General features: G+C 57.9%; 14 protein-coding genes and 2 pseudogenes. 9 read left to right on the top strand and 7 right to left on the bottom strand.

The genetic code is table 11. The features are described from left to right. Positions 1–8: 8 nt before the first annotated feature. The 5 genes and pseudogenes from ACZ48V_RS02990 to ACZ48V_RS02970 form a co-directional block, all read right to left on the bottom strand. The gene (locus ACZ48V_RS02990) at positions 9–1,880 is read right to left on the bottom strand and encodes a sigma 54-interacting transcriptional regulator (RefSeq protein WP_464541455.1); all 1,872 of its coding nucleotides are present in this window, start codon (positions 1,878–1,880) and stop codon (positions 9–11) included. 50 nt (positions 1,881–1,930) lie between these two features. Next, a complete protein-coding gene (locus tag ACZ48V_RS02985; RefSeq protein ID WP_464541453.1) occupies positions 1,931–2,353 on the bottom strand; it encodes a response regulator in 423 nt (140 codons plus the stop codon). Between the two features lie 67 nt (positions 2,354–2,420). After that, the gene (locus tag ACZ48V_RS02980) at positions 2,421–3,131 is read right to left on the bottom strand and encodes a sensor histidine kinase (protein ID WP_464543092.1); all 711 of its coding nucleotides are present in this window, start codon (positions 3,129–3,131) and stop codon (positions 2,421–2,423) included. A 105-nt stretch (positions 3,132–3,236) separates the two neighbouring features. Beyond that, positions 3,237–3,296: pseudogene (locus ACZ48V_RS02975) on the bottom strand (hypothetical protein); the annotation flags it as partial. A 373-nt stretch (positions 3,297–3,669) separates the two neighbouring features. Next, positions 3,670–4,545 (bottom strand): annotated as a pseudogene (locus tag ACZ48V_RS02970) (PAS domain-containing protein); the annotation flags it as partial. A gap of 616 nt (positions 4,546–5,161) precedes the next feature. Here ACZ48V_RS02970 and ACZ48V_RS02965 point away from each other — a divergent pair. The 3 genes from ACZ48V_RS02965 to nuoH all read left to right on the top strand — a co-directional run bounded on the left by ACZ48V_RS02965 (position 5,162) and on the right by nuoH (position 7,511). Continuing rightward, on the top strand, positions 5,162–5,803 hold the full coding sequence (locus ACZ48V_RS02965) for an RNA polymerase sigma factor (protein ID WP_464541451.1): 642 nt from the start codon (positions 5,162–5,164) through the stop codon (positions 5,801–5,803). A 115-nt stretch (positions 5,804–5,918) separates the two neighbouring features. Next, a complete protein-coding gene (locus ACZ48V_RS02960; RefSeq protein ID WP_464541449.1) occupies positions 5,919–6,188 on the top strand; it encodes a hypothetical protein in 270 nt (89 codons plus the stop codon). Positions 6,189–6,476: 288 nt separating this feature from the next. Further along, positions 6,477–7,511, top strand: coding sequence for an NADH-quinone oxidoreductase subunit NuoH (gene nuoH / locus ACZ48V_RS02955; RefSeq protein WP_464541447.1), 1,035 nt, complete (start codon positions 6,477–6,479; stop codon positions 7,509–7,511). 204 nt (positions 7,512–7,715) lie between these two features. On the opposite strand, the gene purB is transcribed toward nuoH, so the two are convergent. Then, positions 7,716–9,011 carry an adenylosuccinate lyase gene (gene purB, locus ACZ48V_RS02950; protein ID WP_464541445.1) on the bottom strand — a complete coding sequence of 432 codons (1,296 nt, stop codon included), beginning with the start codon at positions 9,009–9,011 and terminating at the stop codon, positions 7,716–7,718. Positions 9,012–9,583: 572 nt separating this feature from the next. Here purB and ACZ48V_RS02945 point away from each other — a divergent pair. Beyond that, positions 9,584–11,218, top strand: a complete 1,635-nt coding sequence (locus ACZ48V_RS02945; RefSeq protein ID WP_464541443.1) for a S8 family peptidase — start codon at positions 9,584–9,586, stop codon at positions 11,216–11,218. A gap of 176 nt (positions 11,219–11,394) precedes the next feature. Here ACZ48V_RS02945 and ACZ48V_RS02940 read toward each other — a convergent pair whose 3' ends face one another. Next, on the bottom strand, positions 11,395–11,751 hold the full coding sequence (locus ACZ48V_RS02940; RefSeq protein ID WP_464541441.1) for a DoxX family protein: 357 nt from the start codon (positions 11,749–11,751) through the stop codon (positions 11,395–11,397). Between the two features lie 125 nt (positions 11,752–11,876). Between ACZ48V_RS02940 and ACZ48V_RS02935 the strand changes: the two genes are divergently transcribed. The 5 genes from ACZ48V_RS02935 (at position 11,877) to ACZ48V_RS02915 (ending at position 17,721) form a co-directional block, all read left to right on the top strand. Continuing rightward, on the top strand, positions 11,877–12,089 hold the full coding sequence (locus tag ACZ48V_RS02935; RefSeq protein WP_464541439.1) for a YgaP family membrane protein: 213 nt from the start codon (positions 11,877–11,879) through the stop codon (positions 12,087–12,089). 46 nt (positions 12,090–12,135) lie between these two features. Then, a complete protein-coding gene (locus tag ACZ48V_RS02930) occupies positions 12,136–13,347 on the top strand; it encodes an NAD(P)/FAD-dependent oxidoreductase (protein ID WP_464541437.1) in 1,212 nt (403 codons plus the stop codon). A gap of 645 nt (positions 13,348–13,992) precedes the next feature. Continuing rightward, positions 13,993–15,597 carry a S8 family peptidase gene (locus ACZ48V_RS02925; RefSeq protein ID WP_464541435.1) on the top strand — a complete coding sequence of 535 codons (1,605 nt, stop codon included), beginning with the start codon at positions 13,993–13,995 and terminating at the stop codon, positions 15,595–15,597. Between the two features lie 322 nt (positions 15,598–15,919). Then, positions 15,920–16,771 (top strand): hypothetical protein, encoded by an 852-nt coding sequence (locus ACZ48V_RS02920; RefSeq protein WP_464541433.1) that lies wholly within the window; start codon positions 15,920–15,922, stop codon positions 16,769–16,771. 50 nt (positions 16,772–16,821) lie between these two features. Next, positions 16,822–17,721 (top strand): mechanosensitive ion channel family protein, encoded by a 900-nt coding sequence (locus ACZ48V_RS02915; RefSeq protein WP_464541431.1) that lies wholly within the window; start codon positions 16,822–16,824, stop codon positions 17,719–17,721. Positions 17,722–17,779 lie beyond the last annotated feature (58 nt).

The following is a 17,779-nucleotide window of genomic DNA, read 5'->3' as shown; positions in this document are numbered from 1 at the left end:
TTTGCGGGCTATGCGCGGTACGCTTCTGCATCGATGCCCAGGCGCTTCATGCGCGAGAGCAGCGTCGTGCGCTTTATGTCCAGAAGCGCGGCGGCGCCGTTTTCGCCCCCGACAGTGCCGCCGGTCGTTTGCAGTGCCTGAATAATGTGGTTGCGCTGCGCCTCCTGCAGGGTTGGAAATGCCGCATCGCCCGGCACCGGCTGCGGCGCCTGCGAAATCGAGAGGTTGTCGGCGCGGACCATCGGGCCCTGTGCCAGAATCACCGCACGCTCCATGATGTTTGCCAACTCGCGCACATTGCCGGGCCAATCGTATGTTTTGAGCACGGCCATTGCGCTAGGGCTAACCCCTTCGATGGACTTCCCCATACGCTGGGAGAAAAGCTGCCGAAAGTGATCGACCAGCAGTGGGATGTCTCCTCCACGCTCGCTCAGCGGGGGGAGCGTGATCGGGAAGATGTTGAGCCGGAAGTAGAGATCCGACCGGAACCGCCCCTCCTCAACAGCCTGTTCGAGGTCGACATTGGTAGCCGCGATAATCCGCGTATCCACCTGGATTGTGCGGCTTCCCCCCACGCGCTCGAACTCCTGCTCTTGCAGCGCACGGAGCAGCTTAGACTGCGTAGACATCGCCAGCTCTCCGATCTCATCAAGGAAGAGCGTGCCCCCATCGGCCAGCTCGAAGCGTCCGATGCGCTGCTCCGACGCTCCGGTGAACGCCCCCTTCTCGTGCCCGAATAGCTCGCTCTCGATTAGGTCGCTGGAGAGCGCAGAGCAGTTCACCTTCACCAGCACATTGCCGGCACGTGGACTACGATCGTGGACGGCACGGGCAACCAGCTCTTTGCCGGTTCCGGTTTCGCCACAGACGAGCACGGTGGTGTCGGTTGCAGCCACCTGGTCGATGGCCGTAAACACCTCTTGCATAGGAGGCGACGTGCCAACGATTGTCTCAAATCCCCGCTCGCTACGGATCTCCTCTTGCAGGTAGGCTTTCTCGGAAGCAAGCTGCGAGACAGCGGCTTCGGCACGCGCCCGGGCATCGATATCACGCAGGATGAGCAGGTGCTGCATGGCTCCACTGGGGAGCGGGAGCGGGCTCAGCGTCGCTTCGACCGGAAATGTCGCACCGGTAGCACGGCGTGCCTGAATGCCTTCGGATGCGGCCAGGTATCGCCCATCTGCATCTGGCTGCTGATCCAGATAGTCGTCGAGCAGTGCTGCAAAGTCTTGCGTCAGGAAGCGGGTGAGCGGGGCACCCACGGCCGCTTCAGTGCTGCATGCAAAGATAGACTCAGCAGCCGGATTGAAAAGCGTAATCGTGCGCTCGCTGTCGATATTTATGATAGCGTCGATGGCCGAGTCGACGATCGTTGACAGGCGCTGCTGGCTCTCGCGCAGCGCGGCGGTGCGCTCTTGCACGGTCTGCTCCAGCCTGTCGTGAGCCTGCTGAAGCGCGGCCTCGGCCTGCTGACGTGCTCGCCGCTCCTCAGCCTCGCGCAGCGCGCGATGCACCGCCGGCCCCAACCGCGAAAGCGTATCTTTGAGGACGTAATCGGTGGCGCCCTGTTTGAGCGTTTCGATGGCCCGCTCCTCTCCAATGGCCCCCGACACGAACACAACCGGCACATCGGGGCAGCACGCCTGCACGAAACGAAGCGCAGCCAGCCCGTCAAAAGCCGGCAGCGAGTAGTCGGACAGCACAATATCGGGAACAGCCGCCCTCAGCTCAGCGATGAACGCCGGCTTTGAGTCGGCGCGGCGCACCGTGCCAGACAGGCCGTCGGACTGCAACTGGTGGCGGATGAGTGCGGCATCGGTGTCTACGTCTTCCAACAGCAGCACATCGAGCGCATCCCAGGAAGCAAGCGGGTCAGACATACCGAACAAGGGCTCTGCGTGTAGACAAGTTCTATTTAAAAACGTGTTACTCAACAGACCGTTTGATTCATCGTCGTCCAGTAACGGCCAATCTGTTGCACCGTCTCGGTAAACTCTGCGAAGTCCACCGGCTTCACCACGTAGCTGTTCACGCCTAGGTCGTAACAGCGATGCACGTCTTGCTGCTCCTGCGACGAGGTGAGCGCAATGACAGGGATGCACTGCGTACGCTCATCCTCTTTGAGCGCTGCCAGCAGTTCCAGTCCGCTTACCCTGGGCAGTTTGAGATCGAGCAGGATGAGCTTAGGCGGCATGGTACTGTGCGGATGCTCTTCTTTAAAGAGGTAGTGGAGGGCCTCCGCCCCATCGCGCAGATGATGCACCTGCTCATCGAGCCCAAGCCCGCGCAGGGCCCGCAAGGTGAGTTCGGCATCGTGTGGCTGGTCTTCAACCAGCAATATAGAACGGCTCATAGCATTCAGTAAGATACTTCTAACAACATAGGAGGCATACAGGAAGCGCATGTCAGGGAAAAACTTGTCAGGTCGCGAGCTTCGTTTCTGTAGGGAGTGAAAAGGAGAATGTAGCGCCTTTTCCCACATGCCCCTTGGCCCATACGCGACCGCCGTGGCGATGCACAACGCGCTCTACAATAGCAAGGCCCACCCCGGTCCCCTCAAAGCTATCTTCGTCGTGCAGGCGCTGAAACACCCCGAATAGCTTGTCGGCGTAGTTCATGTCGAATCCGGCTCCGTTATCTTCAATTATATAGGTGGGGTCGGCGGCGTCCGGGTCATGCGTAATGTGGATGCGTGCTGGCGTCTCTCCACGTGTAAACTTGACCGCGTTCGAAAGCAGGTTCGTGAGCGCCTGTCGCACCATCGACCGGTCGCCACAGGTATCAGGCAAGGGGGTACGCTCAAACACGATGTTGCGGTCGGGATGGGCCCGTTTAAGCTCGCCGACTACGTCGTCGACCAGTATCTCCATATCGATTGATCCGGCACGCATCTCGCGGCTTCCGAGGCGCGAGAGCGCAAGCAGGTCATCGATGAGCTGTCCCATGCGATGGGCGCTTTCCACGACAATTCCGAGCAGGCGCTGCCCTTCCTCGTCGAGCTGGTCGCCGTGCGCCTCCAGCAGCATGCGCGAGAATCCATCTACCGCCCGCAGTGGCGTGCGCAGATCATGCGATACCGAATAGGTAAACGACTCCAGCTCCTTGGTGCGCTCTTCGACGCGTTGCTCCAAGCGCTCGGTCTGCTGTTGCACCTGATCCAATAATTGCGCCTGCCGCAGGGCGATAGTCAGCTGGTCGGTAACCTCTTTGGCGATGCGTTGCTCTTGCTCGCTGAAACAGCGCGGCGATTCGGCGCCCAGGTTCACCGTACCCAGTACCGTCGCGTCGATCTGCATCGGCAGGGTCATGAATGAGCGAATGCCTTCGTGCTGGAGGCGCTCGATGAGGGGGGGTCTGTGTCACGGTACGAATGTCTTCGATCAGGTGCGGCCCCTCCTGCAACTGCTCTCCGGAGAAATGCAGGTCGCTAAGCGGATACGTCGTTCCGCTATCGAGCTCGGTAGCTGCCGTGCTGTGGCGTGCCAGCACCGTTGCCTCGTTGGCCTCTGTGTCAACAAGCATAACGCTTGAGCGGCTGCATGGAATGAGATGCTGCAGGCGCTCCATTGCAGCCTGCGCGATTTCTTCCTGCGACTGCGCCTGCAAGATGGCCTGATCGATATCACGCAGCACCTCCAGGCGCCGTGTGTAAAGCTCCAGGCGCTGCTCACGCTCCTTGCGGTCGGTGATGTCTTCACAGATGCACGTTAGCCCTCCATCGTCAAGCGGCGTAAGCGTCAGGTAGACAGGAAACGTGCTTCCATCGCGGCGCAGTCCGGTTAACTCGCCGCTCCACTTGTTGCCCTGCTCAAGAACCGGAAAGACCGCATTTTCAATGTAGGCTTGTTCACTTTCCTCGTAGAGGATGCGCCACGACCGTCCGACAAGCTCGTCGGGGGCGTCATAGCCATAAATGGTAGCATGCGCCTGATTGGCATACCGAAACGTGCCATCGGGTTCGTGGATCGACATGCCTGCCATGGCGGCATCCATCGCAGCCAGCTGACGCTGTTGCTGCTCCTGGATGGCGCGCCGCTCAGCCACTTCAGATCGCAGCTCTTCGTTGACACGCCGCAGTTCGGCCGTTCGGCTTTCAACCCGCTCCTCAAGCGCACTCTGTGCAGCGTGCAGCTTTTCTCGGGCGTTTTTTCGCTCCGTAATATCTGTTACAATCGACTGGAAGCGCTGGATACGTCCCGCTTCGTCTTTTACCGGGCGGACGGTTAGCTGTACCCATAGCAGGGTGCCATCTGAACGCCTCATGCGCAGTTCTTCTTTTTCAACGGCTGTGCCAGCCTGCGCGTTAGCGAGCACCGCTTTGGCCTTCTCGCGCCCGTTCGGCGTATCCGCATACAGGATGAGGGGCGATATCCCGATGAGCGCGTCGCGTTCATAGCCCAGCAACTCGGACGCGTACTGGTTCAGCATCTGAATGTATCCGCCGGGCGATACGGAGAAGTATGCAACGGGCGCGGTGTCATACAGCGCCTGGTAATCGGGCGTGGTTGCCGACTTCTCGCTAAGAGTAGCGTCACGACCAGCCATTGTTTGTATACAGGTGTGAAGTTAACAGGCGGAGGATGATAGAGCGGTGCGCACATTGCATGCGTGTTGCCGCTAAGGATGGCGTTACACTGGCTCTTTTATATATTCACATACACTCACATACAACATATCGTACGACAGCAGAGAGCGTCGGGTTGTCTTTTTGTAAGACTTGCAAGACGCCTGCGACCCGCGGCGATACCACGGGCGTGCAGTGTATAGCTCCTTGCATGCCTCTGGGTAGGTACGCCTCTGGTTGGACCTATTGGCTGGACGTACCCGTCGGCCTTTGGCCGTGTTTGAGCATCAGCGCAGCTATGGAGGCAGCTATGGAGATTGTTAGCGCGTGCGCGCCGACCCCGTCAACTGAAAACGTAGCGGTACGCCTTCGAGACCCGTGCCTCTGAACGTGTCGACATGCTGACACAGGCGTCGATATATCGACAAATTGCAGACCTCTCGCATCCCCACTTTACAAAATATTATTATATTTAAGATAAATATAAACAGTACTATACCTGGCCAAATGGCGCGTCATGACTGGTTTGGCACGAAGTTGTTCTATTAGAGGAGTGACGCACGCAAGTGCTTTTTTCGTCTATCCCTGATTTTGGTTATGGATATGCTTTCCTCAGCCTCAAACGTTTCGTCTTCCAACACGTCGCAGCGCCTGTCTGCAGAGCAGCTCTCTGCATTTCGTGACCGGGCACCTTCTTCAGTTGAGCGGTGGATTTACGGCAACCGGCAGTATATTCTGGGGGTGCTGCAGCGCTACTCTCGCAACACAGAAACGGCTCAGGACCTGCTTCAGGAGACGTTTTTCCAGGCGATTCGGAGCGCCCCCCGGTTCAAAGGAGCTTCAAAGGTCACGACCTGGCTTTACAGTATTGCGAAAAATGTAGCCCTGCAGCGCGGGCGCACCGATGACCACTACGCTCACGTTGAAGACGGCACGCTGAACCGCATGGTATCAGACACGCACGGATCGGCATTTGGCACGTCCTCATACGCATCGCCCGTCGGAGATGCGGTGCACAGCGAGGAGAAGGAACTGCTTTACGAGGCGCTGTCGGAGCTTCCCCGCTCGTATCGCGAGATCATTGCAATGCGTGATCTCGACGAACTGTCTACTGAAGAGGTCGCCCGTGAGTTAGATATCACACCGGGCAATGCGCGTGTGCGTCTGCACCGTGCCCGTAAGCGGCTGCGCAGCGTACTCGCCCCGCATGTAGAGGCCTCGTACCGGTGGGCCGTGTAACGAACCGAGAACAAAGCGCGTCTACATAGTGACGGCAAGCCGGCATAAACGGTGTGGCACGGTTACTGCCCAATATGCTAATTGAATCTACACAAACCAACAAGAGGCTCGAACTATGGATTGTCCATCTGAACCAATTCGCGTGGCAGAAGACGGCGAGATCATGGGGCAGCTTTGCCAGTTTGCCCGTTCTTTCAACATGACGCGCAAAGCCGTACTGAAATGCTTGAGCGACCATGCTCCTGAGGCGGTAATCTTACGTGCCGGCAAGGGCTTAGACCAGCTGCTTATTCTGGATGCGGAGGCCCTGCGTGCCCTGCAGTCGTATGCGCAGCAGCAGACGGCTCCGCTACGCACATCAGCTGCTTCAGCGCTTATGGCATAGCGCTCGCACCGGTTACCGCGCGCACCCAGGCTTCGTGATGCCGGGAATAACAGAGGTGCGGGAATGCAGTGCGGGAATGCAGACTGGCAATGCAGACTGATCGTGAAGCCTGAAAGTGCGGCTGTTTTGCATGGTGAACTCTCTCCGAAAACACCGATTTTAGCTGTGCAGCGGCTCCATGAGCAGCGCATCATGTTTGCACGCAGCCTATACGGCTTGTAGGTTAGTGATCTACGTCCAGCCTGTTCGCAGCCCTCCTGCGGACTCTGTTGAACCAACCTTGCCGTTATGGAATACCCGCTGCTCTCCACCTTTATATTTGCATTCCTGGTAGTGAATGCGATGCTGCTTTCGGCGTCGGTGCTTGTGTATGCCGAGCGTCGTGTATCCGGATTCATGCAGAACCGGCCCGGTCCGAACCGGGTGGGTCCGTTCGGCATCCTGCAGCCGTTCGCAGACGTGCTGAAGTTCGTGATGAAGGAGGACATCCGTCCCGCAGCGTCAAACACGTTCATCCATGCGCTGGCTCCTGTGCTGATGGTTGTCATTGCTATGAGCGTAGCAGCACTGATCCCGTTCGCCGAGGGCGTTGTGCTTCTGGATGTGGAAGTCGGTGTGCTGCTTGTGCTGGCACTCACCTCAATCACCGTATATGGTATTACGCTCGGGGGCTGGAGCTCAAACAGCAAGTACTCGCTTCTTGGCGGCCTGCGTTCTGCCGCGCAGATGATCTCGTACGAGCTGTCGATGGGCCTGGCCGTGATATCGGTTGTGATCATTGCCGGTACGATGAGCCTGTCGGGCATCGTAGAAGATCAGGCCAGCGGATGGGCCCTGCTTGGGTGGAACGTGTTTCGCAATCCCATCGGGTGTATCATCTTTATCGTGACGGCTTTTGCCGAGACGAACCGCGCCCCGTTTGACCTGCCCGAAGCCGAGCAGGAGCTGGTTGGCGGCTACCACACCGAGTACAGCGGTATGAAGTTCGGCATGTTCTTCCTTGCTGAGTACGTGAACTGGTTTGTGGCGTCGTTCATTATCGTGACGCTCTTCTTTGGCGGCTATCTCATTCCGTTTCAGCCTCTGCTCCTTGAAGCGATTCCAGCACTCGAAGGCAGCGTCTGGCTTGCCCTCCTGCAGTTTGCATCGCTGATGGCGAAAGTAGCCTTCTTTGCGTTCCTCTTCATCTGGGTACGGTGGACGTTCCCCCGCTTCAAGTACAATCAGCTTATGGAGCTCGGCTGGAAGAAGCTGCTGCCTATTGCGCTGGCCAATGCCATCGTTATCGCTATTGGCGTTGCAATCTTCCGCTCCATCTTTTAGAGCCTGACGGGGCATGCCCTTCGGCCCCAGCCCAGCAGGGCCCAAATGAAGAAGTCAAAACAGGTTTTAAGCTCTCCTACCAACGCAAGCGCCCCGCTGCGGATAAACCCGAGCGGGGCGCTTCTGCGTTTGCCTGTTTGTTTCGAAGCTCGTCTGTTTAGAGGCCTATCTGAGTTTTGGTAGACCCGGCGACAGGGTAGCGGGCTATGCCAGCCCAACACGCTCAAAGATAAGATCTACGTTGCGCACGTGATAGCTGGGGTCGAAGACCTCGTCGATGGCATCCACCGACAGATATTCCGTGACGGCATCGGCACTACGCACGATCTCCTGAAAGGCGCGCTTCTCTTCCCACGCCTGCATGGCCAGCGGCTGCACGCGGTCGTAGGCCTCCTCGCGCGAGAGTCCGGCGTCGATGAGACGCAGCATAAGGCGCTGGCTGTTATAGAGTCCATACGTGGCCTCCATATTTTCGCGCATGCGCTCGGGATAGACCGTCAGGTTTTTGATGATGCGCTTCAGGCGGCGTAGCGCATAATGGGTGATCGTCGTAGCGTCTGGCAGCACCACGCGCTCAACTGAGGAGTGCGAGATGTCGCGTTCGTGCCAGAGTGCCACGTTCTCGTGCTCGCTCACCATGTAGCCGCGAAGAAGCCGCGCACAGCCCGTCAGGTTTTCGGATCCGACCGGATTGCGCTTGTGCGGCATCGCAGACGACCCTTTCTGGCCGGATCCGAACGACTCCTCTACCTCACGTACTTCGCTGCGCTGCAAGTGTCGAATCTCCACGGCGATCTTCTCAATGGAGGCCCCAATGCCGGCGAGCACGCTCAGGTAGTTAGCATGCCGGTCGCGCGAGAGCACCTGCGTAGAGATCGGAGCCGGGCGCAGGCCGAGCCGCTCGCATGTGAGCCGCTCCACCTCGGGCGGAATGTGCGCGAACGTGCCCACAGCCCCCGACAGCTTACCCACGCGCATCTCTTCGGATGCCCGCCTGAGCCGCTCGCGGTGCCGGTTCATCTCGTCATAGAACCGGGCTAACTTCAGTCCAAAGGTCGTTGGCTCAGCATGCACGCCGTGCGTACGCCCCATCGTGAGCGTATCTTTGTGCTCATGCGCCCGGTCGGCAAGCTGCTCAATGAGTCCGTCAAGCTGCGACCGGATGAGCCCATTCGCCTTTCGCATCCGCACCATGTAGGCGGTATCCACTACGTCGGTCGAGGTAAGGCCGTAGTGCACCCATTTCTTCTCGGGACCGAGCGTCTCGCTCACGGCCCGGGTGAACGCGACTACATCGTGCTTGGTCTCTTTCTCTATTTCGCGAATGCGTTCAACATCGAACGATGCATTTTCGTAGAGCCTCTCGACATCCTCGGGTGGAATGGCTCCAACCTCACTCCACGCCCAACAGGCGGCGAGTTCCACGTCGAGCCACGACTGAAACTGCTGTTCGATGCTCCAGAGGCGGTCCATTTCAGGACGAGTATAACGGTCGATCATAGCAAATAAGCGGCATAAGGGAGGCGAAGCGATGCCCTCTAATATACAAGGCGTATCGGGTCGAATGCTACCGGCAGGCAGCTATTGGACCCGGTTGATGCGTAGCTTCACACAGGACGCATCATTTCAAGACATCTGCCATATTTTTCTGACTCACCATTTTTCTGCACCACCGCAGACAAGGCATCAGACATCGCATCCTCTGGAATAGCTCATCTGCAGATAGCCCCATCTGAATCATGCCTCCACTGATTACACGCAGCATCGTCAGCTTTTTGGCTCACTCAAACACAATCGGATAGGAGTGTGAATTGTCACATGTGCTACCAGACTACGACTCTTGTGGAATCGGAGGTTGAGCTTCATTTCCCCCCAACCGGACAACCCTCCCTACTCCACGATTATGATGATTTAAGTAATCCTGTATGAATGGTTTACATAGTGTAACGTAATAGTTAACGTAGTGCGAACATTTGTTGATGAAAGCGAGGCCCCCCACCGGATTACTGCTTCGCATGTCGTTTTCGTCTCCGAGTGTTGTCGTTATTCTTTTGCGTAAAGCAATCCCTTTTATGAACTCCCCACCCCTACTCCGTTCTTTTTTATTTGGAGCCCTGCTTGCAGCGTCTCTGGTATGGGCCGGATGCGATGATTCGTCATCTGTTGTGACCGATGATGCTGACGAGGAAGCATCGCCCATCACAATGAGTGCCACCCCACCGGCGGACGCTCCATCTGACACTGAGCTTCCGGGCGTGAACCAGCCTGGCACGCCCATTGACGGCGAGTACATTGTCGTCTATGAGCAAGGACAGGTAACTGCCAAGAGCACAGCCGAGCGCATCGGATATGCCGAAACGGTGCTGCAATCCGTGCAATCGACCGAAGCACGTGTGCTGAACACGTACGGCCACGCCCTTGAAGGCTTTGCTGCTGCCGAGCTTACCGAGGAGGCCGCTCAGGCGCTTGAGGCGCGCGACGATGTTGCTTTTGTCGAACAGAACCAGACTGTGCATGCGATAAACGATACGCAGACGAATGCCCCGTGGGGACTCGACCGCGTAGACCAGCGCACGCTTCCGCTGAATGATACCTACTCGTACAGCGCTACCGGTGCCGGAGTCAACGTCTACGTCCTTGACACCGGCATTCGGACCAGTCACAACGACTTTGGCGGACGGGCTGTGGCTGGCGCCGATGCCTTTAACGATGGCCAGAACGCGCAAGACTGCAACGGCCACGGCACACACGTTGCCGGTACCTCAGGCGGTACCGTGTATGGCGTCGCGAAAGGGTCAACGCTCCACGCAGTGCGCGTGCTCGACTGTGACGGCGGCGGCACCATGGACGGCGTTATTGCCGGCGTCGACTGGGTTGCTGCGAATCATCAGCCTCCTGCTGTGGCGAACATGAGCCTTGGCGGCGGAGCCAGCACAGCGCTTGACAACGCAGTAACGAATGCGGTAAACGACGGCATTCTCGTCGTAGCCGCTGCAGGAAACAGCAACACCGACGCTTGCACCGCCTCACCGGCTCGCGTTGATGCAGCCCTCACGGTCGGCTCCACCACGTCGTCAGACCAACGCTCGGGCTTTTCGAACTTTGGCTCGTGCGTAGACATCTGGGCCCCGGGGTCAAACATTGCTTCGGCCTGGTATACCAGCGACACCGCTGTCAACACCATCAGCGGTACGTCGATGGCAGCGCCGCACGCAGCAGGGGTAGCCGCGCTCTACCTGGAAGAAAATCCGAGTGCTACGCCGCAGCAGGTCTTTTCGGACCTCACAAACACTGCAACCGGAGGCGTGCTTTCCGGAATCGGATCGACATCTCCAAACCTGATGCTGTATAGCCTGCTTGGCGACGACAGCAGCGGTGGCGGAGGCGGCAGTGCACCGAGCGCTCCCTGCTCTTCGTGCTCAGCCTACACCGGCACCCTGACCGGCACCGGCGACGATGCGTACGAGCCGGATGGCTCGTACTACGCTGGCAATGGAAGTGAAGTCGGCTACCTGCAGGGTCCGAGCGATGCAGACTTCGACCTGTATCTCTACCGTTGGAACGGATGGAACTGGAGCCAGGTCGCCTCTTCGACCACGCCTGACTCAAACGAGGAGATTTCCTACAGCGGATCCTCAGGCTACTACCTGTGGGTTGTAGAATCGTATAGCGGAAGCGGCGACTACACGTTCTACCTCGAAGACTAAATCACACGCTCTGGCGATATGCTCCTGATCCTGCCATGCATGGCATCAGAGCACATCCGCTCAGGAATGTGACCCAATCTGCGCCGGACGCTCCATAAGGAGGGTCCGGCGCAGTGTTGTTTGGGGGAAGCATTTGTTTAGAGCCTCCCAACTTCACGTATCGGCTTCTCCAACAGCTATGCAATAACTGTCCAGTACACCCAGGCCATCAGCACAAACTGAAGGGGGAGTCGAAACCACAGCACCCATGTCGGGATGTCGTCAAACTTTTCAGGCGCATTCACCATGTAGACGTGCACTGGAAATACAGCTACGAGCAGTGCGATCAGTCCCCACGCGGCATAGACCTGTACGTCCGGAACGAGAACCCCCACGCCTCCCGCAACTTCAAATGCTCCGCTCACATACACAAGTAGTTTGGGCGCTGGCAGGTAAGGGGGCATAATACGCGTGAAGAGGCCAGGCTTCACGAAATGAGCGATTCCCGTCGCAATAAACATGACCGCGATAGCGTAGAGCGAAAGCGTTTGCATCCGATGTGCTGTGTCAAGCAAGAACGTATGATACGATATAAATGCGTAACGCGGCACAACTTTCCCCGCTACCTTCGTTAAAATGATACTCTCTTGCTTGTTACAACAAATGGATCTACCTGATTATGAATACGAACATGGGAACGATAGATCGTGCGCTGCGCATCGTGATTGCTGTGTCAATTGGCGTGATGTACGCAACAGGCGTGATCGGCGGTACCTGGGCAGCAGTCCTGGGCATCGTAGCAGTTGCATTCATTTTCACCGGTGCTGTTAGCTTTTGCCCCCTGTATCGGATCGTCGGACTCTCAACGTGTCCAGTAGAGCCCTCAAAGTAGAACTTCGCTTCTCCCCATCCCCGTTCATCTGATCCCCAGTTACGCCGTGGAGCTTCTCATTGTCGGTGGCGGACACGCCAGTGTAGCCCTGTTTGAACGTGCCCGCGCGTGGCAGCAGCGCGGTGTGTCCGTCACGCTGCTGTCTGACCATCCCTACCTGTATTATTCAGGTATGGTACCCGAGTACCTTGGTGGCGTATATTCCAGAGACGAAGTGCGCATCGACCTGAAGGGCTGGTGCCAGCAGACGGGTGTAACGTGGCACCAGGGACGTGCCGTACGGATGGACCCGACTGCTCGCACCGTAACCACTGCCTATGGTTCGACGCTTTCATACGACGTGGCCGTAATCGATATCGGTGCGTCAAACCCGGCTCCTCCACCTGGAGCCGAAGAGGCGCTCGTATCCACCAAGCCCATGCACAAAATTGAGCGGCTGGAGGCGTGGCTGCGTACGCTTCCCGAGCGCACGTCACCACAGCACCTGGTCGTTGCGGGGGGCGGTGCTGCGGGAACCGAGCTGAGCCTGAACATTCAGGCGCGCATTCAGCGCACCGCGCCGCGCTGGTGCACCGTGTCTGTAGTAGAGCCAGCCGATCGGCTGATTCCGTCCTTTCCTGAGGGCGCCAGCCAGCAAGTGGCGAACCTCTTTGCCGAGGCAGGCGGACGCCTTTACACCGGACGCCGGGTGCTGCATCGCACGCCCACGCATGCGGTGCTCAATGACGGCACGCGTCTGCCTTGTACGCAGCTTGTGTGGGCAACAGGCTCAGTAGGGGCGCCGTTCTGGAAGCGTACGCCCTTCTCATGCACCGACAGCGGCTTTGTGAAGGTAATCGACTCGCTGCAGATTCCATCGGCCCCGCGCGTGTTTGCAGCAGGCGACTGCGCAGCGGTTGACGGGTACACCGACCTGCCCCGCATCGGTGTTCATGCTGTAAAGCAAGGGCCTCTCCTCGCCGATAATGTAGACCGCATGCTGCAGCACTTGCACGACGGCAGACCGCCCGAGCGTGCATATCACAGTGCCGGACTGCGCGCTTTTAAGCCGTACTCTGTGGCGCCCCTTATCTTATCCACCGGCACCGCCAGCGGACTGTGGCGCGCCGGGTCAATCTGGTGGATGCGTCCGGCTGCGCTTCGCATGAAGCACCTCATCGACCTCCGCTGGATGAACCGATACCGTTTACCAGATGAAAACACCTGGCCAACATGGCAAGCTGCCCATGCACGGTGTGCACAAGATTCCGCTCAGTAGGCTTCCTGTCCAGCAATGCTACAACGCGTCTCTAATATTAAGCAAGTCCGCGAAAGTACGTTTACACCTTGTCATCGCGAGGAGGGAGCCCGCGACCAACGCAGCGCTGACACTCCTCGCAGTGACAGACTCGAAGATCCTTTTGTGGGCCTACTTAATCTAACGTTGAACCATAGCTAAGCGGAAAAGACATATCAGCAGAAGAAATAACTCTACCTTTGGAGACCGCTTTACTGTGGTATATAACTACCATCTGATCATTATTCAGAACCTGTTTGGGTTTTGGTTTGCAGGCGAGAGCGAGGGCCGGTGAGGCGAAAATTGGACCACAATCGAGGTTCGTAGCCGGGGTTACGGGCCGAGATTGGGGACAATTTGCAGCCCAGCGGAACCGCTCGCAGCCCAAAGTAAGAAATCAAAACAGGTTCTCAATCATGTCTTATAACGCCCCCAACATGAAGTAATGAGTAATATATGGTGAAACCACCACATGTCGGTAATAACTTCCACGTGATCCTTGTTTGTTTCTTGATGTTAAGAAACTATAGCGTTACAATTGGCATCCAGAGCGGCGTAGGTTTCCCAGCACCATGCCAGTCTTAACATTCTGGATCTTATTTATCTATCAATTGACAACGCTCTGTCATGACTCGCTACATACCCTTCATCGCACTGGCCCTGGTGCTGGTTTTTGCTGGATGTGATGATACCCCGCTATCTTCTGAACAAGCAACAGCCCCTGATACCCAACCTCAAAACCTTTCGAATGCCCAGGCCCCAAGTGCTGCTGGCGAAACGATTCCCGATCAGTACATTGTGGTCTTTAACCGTGATGTCAGCGATGTCCCCGGGCTCGCAAACCGACTGGCTGCTTCCCAGAATGGCGAAATTGGCTACACATACGAGCACGCCGTAAAAGGCTTCTCAATTAAGGCGTCCCCTCAGGCTGCTGAGGCGCTTGAACGCAACCCGAACGTTGCTTATGTCGAAGCCGACCAGAAAATGTTTGCTGTTGGCACAACGCAAGAAGGCGCCACATGGGGCCTCGACCGTGTTGACCAGCGCGACCTCCCTCTAGATGGCACGTACACGTACACCGCCACCGGTGAAGGCGTAGACTCTTATGTAATCGACACCGGCATTCGCACAGACCACGTTGATTTCGGCGGACAGGCCGTTAATGGGTTTGATGCGTTCGATGATGGGCAGGATGGCGAAGATTGCAATGGCCACGGTACCCATGTAGCTGGTACGGTTGGAGGCGCTGAGTGGGGTGTTGCCAAAGGAACGAACCTCATCGGCGTGCGCGTGCTCGACTGCAACGGCGGAGGCTCTGTAAGTAGTGTTGTTGCCGGTGTAGACTGGGTAACAGCCAATGCGAGTGGTCCCTCGGTCGCTAACATGAGCCTTGGCGGCGGTGCCAGCGATACGATCGACGACGCTGTTCGCGAATCGGTTGCAGCAGGCATTACCTACACCATCGCAGCCGGAAACGGCGACCGCCTCGGACGCGCTCAGGACGCATGCAACTATTCACCTGCACGTGTCGGAGAGGCTGTCACCGTAAGTGCGACGGATGACACCGACACAAAAGCGTCGTTTGCGAACTTCGGCGACTGCGTTGAGATCTTCGCTCCGGGCGTAGATATCACTGCACCATGGATCGGTAGCAGCACCGACACCCGCACTATCAGCGGCACATCAATGGCGGCACCGCACGTAGCCGGAGCTGCTGCACTGCACCTGGAAAACAACCCGACTGATGGTCCAGATGCAGTCTACGCTGCTCTCGCCGCTGCCTCCACCAAAGGCATTGTGGCGAGCTCCAATACCGCCAATAACGACCTGCTGTACACGCTCCTCGACGGCCCCGATGACGGAACCGATGACGGCTCTGACGACGGGAGTGACGACGGGAGTGACGACGGGGGCGACGACGGCTCCGATGATGGAGACGATAGCACGGCTTCCGCACCCTCCATTGACACGTTCGACGTGAGCACCCGTAATACGGGCCCGTGGTCGCGCGCTACGGTGCAGTGGACTGTTTCTGACGCGGATGGCGATCTCCAGAATGTAACCACCGAGTTGCTGAGTGGAGGATCTGTCGTCGACTCCTCTTCCTCTTCCGTAAGCGGGTCGTCTGCGAGCGGAGAGCATGAGCTGCGTACACGAGGCGGTGCTGACGAGGTACGTCTTACGGTTACCGATAGCGAAGGCAACGAGACCTCGCAGACGCAAGCGCTGTAGACGCTCGTTTTTTTGCTATGAGAGCCTGGCTCAACGTCCTGATTTGAGCAGGTTCTGACGCTCTTGACCTGCTTCGGCTGACACAGCCGGAGCAGGTCTTTTTTGTTTGCTCCCAATAGCCCCAAGACCGAGAGAGGCTCTCGCGTAAAGGCTAAGAACAGACCAGGCAGCGACGGTCTCCTCATCCAGTAGGTTGCTCCTTCACGCTCTTCTTAGAGCCCAATGTGTCATGAACCTCCTTGCCGGGCATTCGATTGCGCTTCCCGGCGCTAAGCACTATCATGCACTCTCCACACTCCCCTGACTGTGCTTACTTCCTGCTATGACTGTCTCTGAGCCCGCTCTGTCGCCGTGGTGGCAGGACTACACTGTTCCCCTTGGCCATATGGCGCACTGGGCTATCGGCTCGCTTTCGTTTTGGGCAATGCGTACAGAGCGAGAGTGGCGCGTGGCGCAGCATGCCGGCCAGGACCCGCTGGCCGACGCTAACACATACGAGTCGCTTGCACCGGATGCCGAGAACGCCTTTAACTGGGACGAACCGGAGAAGCATACCGTGCAACGCTTTAGTATGAAAGAGACAAGCGAGCGCTGCGCCTTACACCCTCAACTGGCTGACCGCCCAGTGGTCATTCGTCCTGAACACCCCATCTCTATCGTCGCAGGCGAGACCATTACTCTGTTTGTGAGCACGCCCCTCTGGGTACAATGCACCGTGCATGCTCCTGCCGTTAAGCTGCTACAGATGCCAACTATGCGTCCGTCTGACACGTGGTTCGGCACCAACACGCGTCAGGGCGAGCTGTGCTACGCCTCGCGCACAACAGGGCGACTGCAGTTGAGCGAGGTACCCATGCGTCCCCATCGCGCCATCACGCCGCTGCGCATTCGCAACCGGGCCCCCGACACCCTGCTGCTTGAACGCGTGCAGGTGCCCACCGCATACCTCGCTCTGTATGAGAACGAAGCCCATGCGCTGTGGACCCAGGCCCTTCGGCTTGACCGCGGTCCAGACAACATCAGCAGCAGTACGCCTGCCGCGCAGGTTCATGTGGAACCCGGTACCCCCGACGAAGCAGGCTCCTGTACGCGTATCGCCGAACCGCGCGAGACGTCAAAGCGCAACCTGTTCATCAGTACGTTTAGTGCTGTAGGGTCGCTCTTCGGCTCGTAGCCGCGCATCCCTTCCTCATTCTCTCTTTCCTCTATAGCTCTCTGCTGCGCATGGATATCGATGCTCTCTGGTCCACCTTCACGGCACTGCTCGACGACCCGCGCATCGTAGGCGTCTTCTGGGCCGCGGTGAAGGTTGTCGTTGGGTTGGTGCTGGCTCGCCTTGCCAGCAGCGGCCTGGTGCGCTTCATCGCCGACGAAAGCGACGCGCATCAGACGATGCTTATCAAACGCATCGCGTTCTACGTGATCTTCGGGCTGTTCATCGCCTCCGCACTGTCTGACCTGGGTATGAACCTGGGCATCCTGCTTGGCGCGGCGGGTATCCTGACTGTGGCCATCGGTTTTGCATCGCAGACGTCGGCCTCCAACGTCATTAGCGGACTCTTCTTGCTTGGCGAGAAGCCTTTCGCAGTGGGCGATGTCGTAAAGGTGGGAGGCACTACCGGCGAGGTTGTGTCGATCGACCTGCTCTCGGTAAAGCTGCGCACGTTCGACAACCTGTTCGTGCGTATCCCGAACGAAACCATGATCAAGTCAGAGATCACAAATCTGCGTCGTTTCCCCATTCGCCGGTTTGACTTGCAGGTCGGCGTCGCATATAAAGAAGACCTGGAGCGCGTCCGAAAGGTGCTGCTTAAGGTCGCCGAAAATCACCCGCTGTGCCTGGAGGAGCCCAATCCTATCGTTATGTTTGCCGGTTTTGGGGATTCGTCGATTAACTTCCAGTTTTCGGTATGGGCCGTCTCGGATAGCTTTCTGCACGTGCGCACCCAGGTCCCCATGGCAGTAAAGGCGGCCTTCGATGAGCACGATATCGAGATCCCGTTCCCGCATCGCACGCTTTACACTGGCAGCGTAACCGACCCGATGCCACTGCGCCTGAGCGAGAGCCGCGGCGATGGAAGCCGGCGCGCAGCTCCCGGCCCTTCAGCAGCCGACGCCTCCTGACGGCCTCGACGCCCCGTGACAGACAACCACGACAGGAGACTTAGGCCAAACTACCACG

It is taken from the genome of Longimonas haloalkaliphila (assembly GCF_055379825.1).
Note: the sequence above shows the minus strand (reverse complement) of the source record. Positions and strands in the feature narration are given on the sequence as shown.

Coding starts and splice junctions, on each gene's coding strand:
- ACZ48V_RS02990 (WP_464541455.1), bottom strand. CDS start 1,880: ATGTCTGACCCGCTTGCTTCCTGGGATGCGCTCGATGTGCTGCTGTTG.
- ACZ48V_RS02985 (WP_464541453.1), bottom strand. CDS start 2,353: ATGAGCCGTTCTATATTGCTGGTTGAAGACCAGCCACACGATGCCGAA.
- ACZ48V_RS02965 (WP_464541451.1), top strand. CDS start 5,162: ATGGATATGCTTTCCTCAGCCTCAAACGTTTCGTCTTCCAACACGTCG.
- ACZ48V_RS02960 (WP_464541449.1), top strand. CDS start 5,919: ATGGATTGTCCATCTGAACCAATTCGCGTGGCAGAAGACGGCGAGATC.
- nuoH (WP_464541447.1), top strand. CDS start 6,477: ATGGAATACCCGCTGCTCTCCACCTTTATATTTGCATTCCTGGTAGTG.
- purB (WP_464541445.1), bottom strand. CDS start 9,011: ATGATCGACCGTTATACTCGTCCTGAAATGGACCGCCTCTGGAGCATC.
- ACZ48V_RS02945 (WP_464541443.1), top strand. CDS start 9,584: ATGAACTCCCCACCCCTACTCCGTTCTTTTTTATTTGGAGCCCTGCTT.
- ACZ48V_RS02940 (WP_464541441.1), bottom strand. CDS start 11,751: ATGCAAACGCTTTCGCTCTACGCTATCGCGGTCATGTTTATTGCGACG.
- ACZ48V_RS02935 (WP_464541439.1), top strand. CDS start 11,877: ATGAATACGAACATGGGAACGATAGATCGTGCGCTGCGCATCGTGATT.
- ACZ48V_RS02925 (WP_464541435.1), top strand. CDS start 13,993: ATGACTCGCTACATACCCTTCATCGCACTGGCCCTGGTGCTGGTTTTT.
- ACZ48V_RS02920 (WP_464541433.1), top strand. CDS start 15,920: ATGACTGTCTCTGAGCCCGCTCTGTCGCCGTGGTGGCAGGACTACACT.
- ACZ48V_RS02915 (WP_464541431.1), top strand. CDS start 16,822: ATGGATATCGATGCTCTCTGGTCCACCTTCACGGCACTGCTCGACGAC.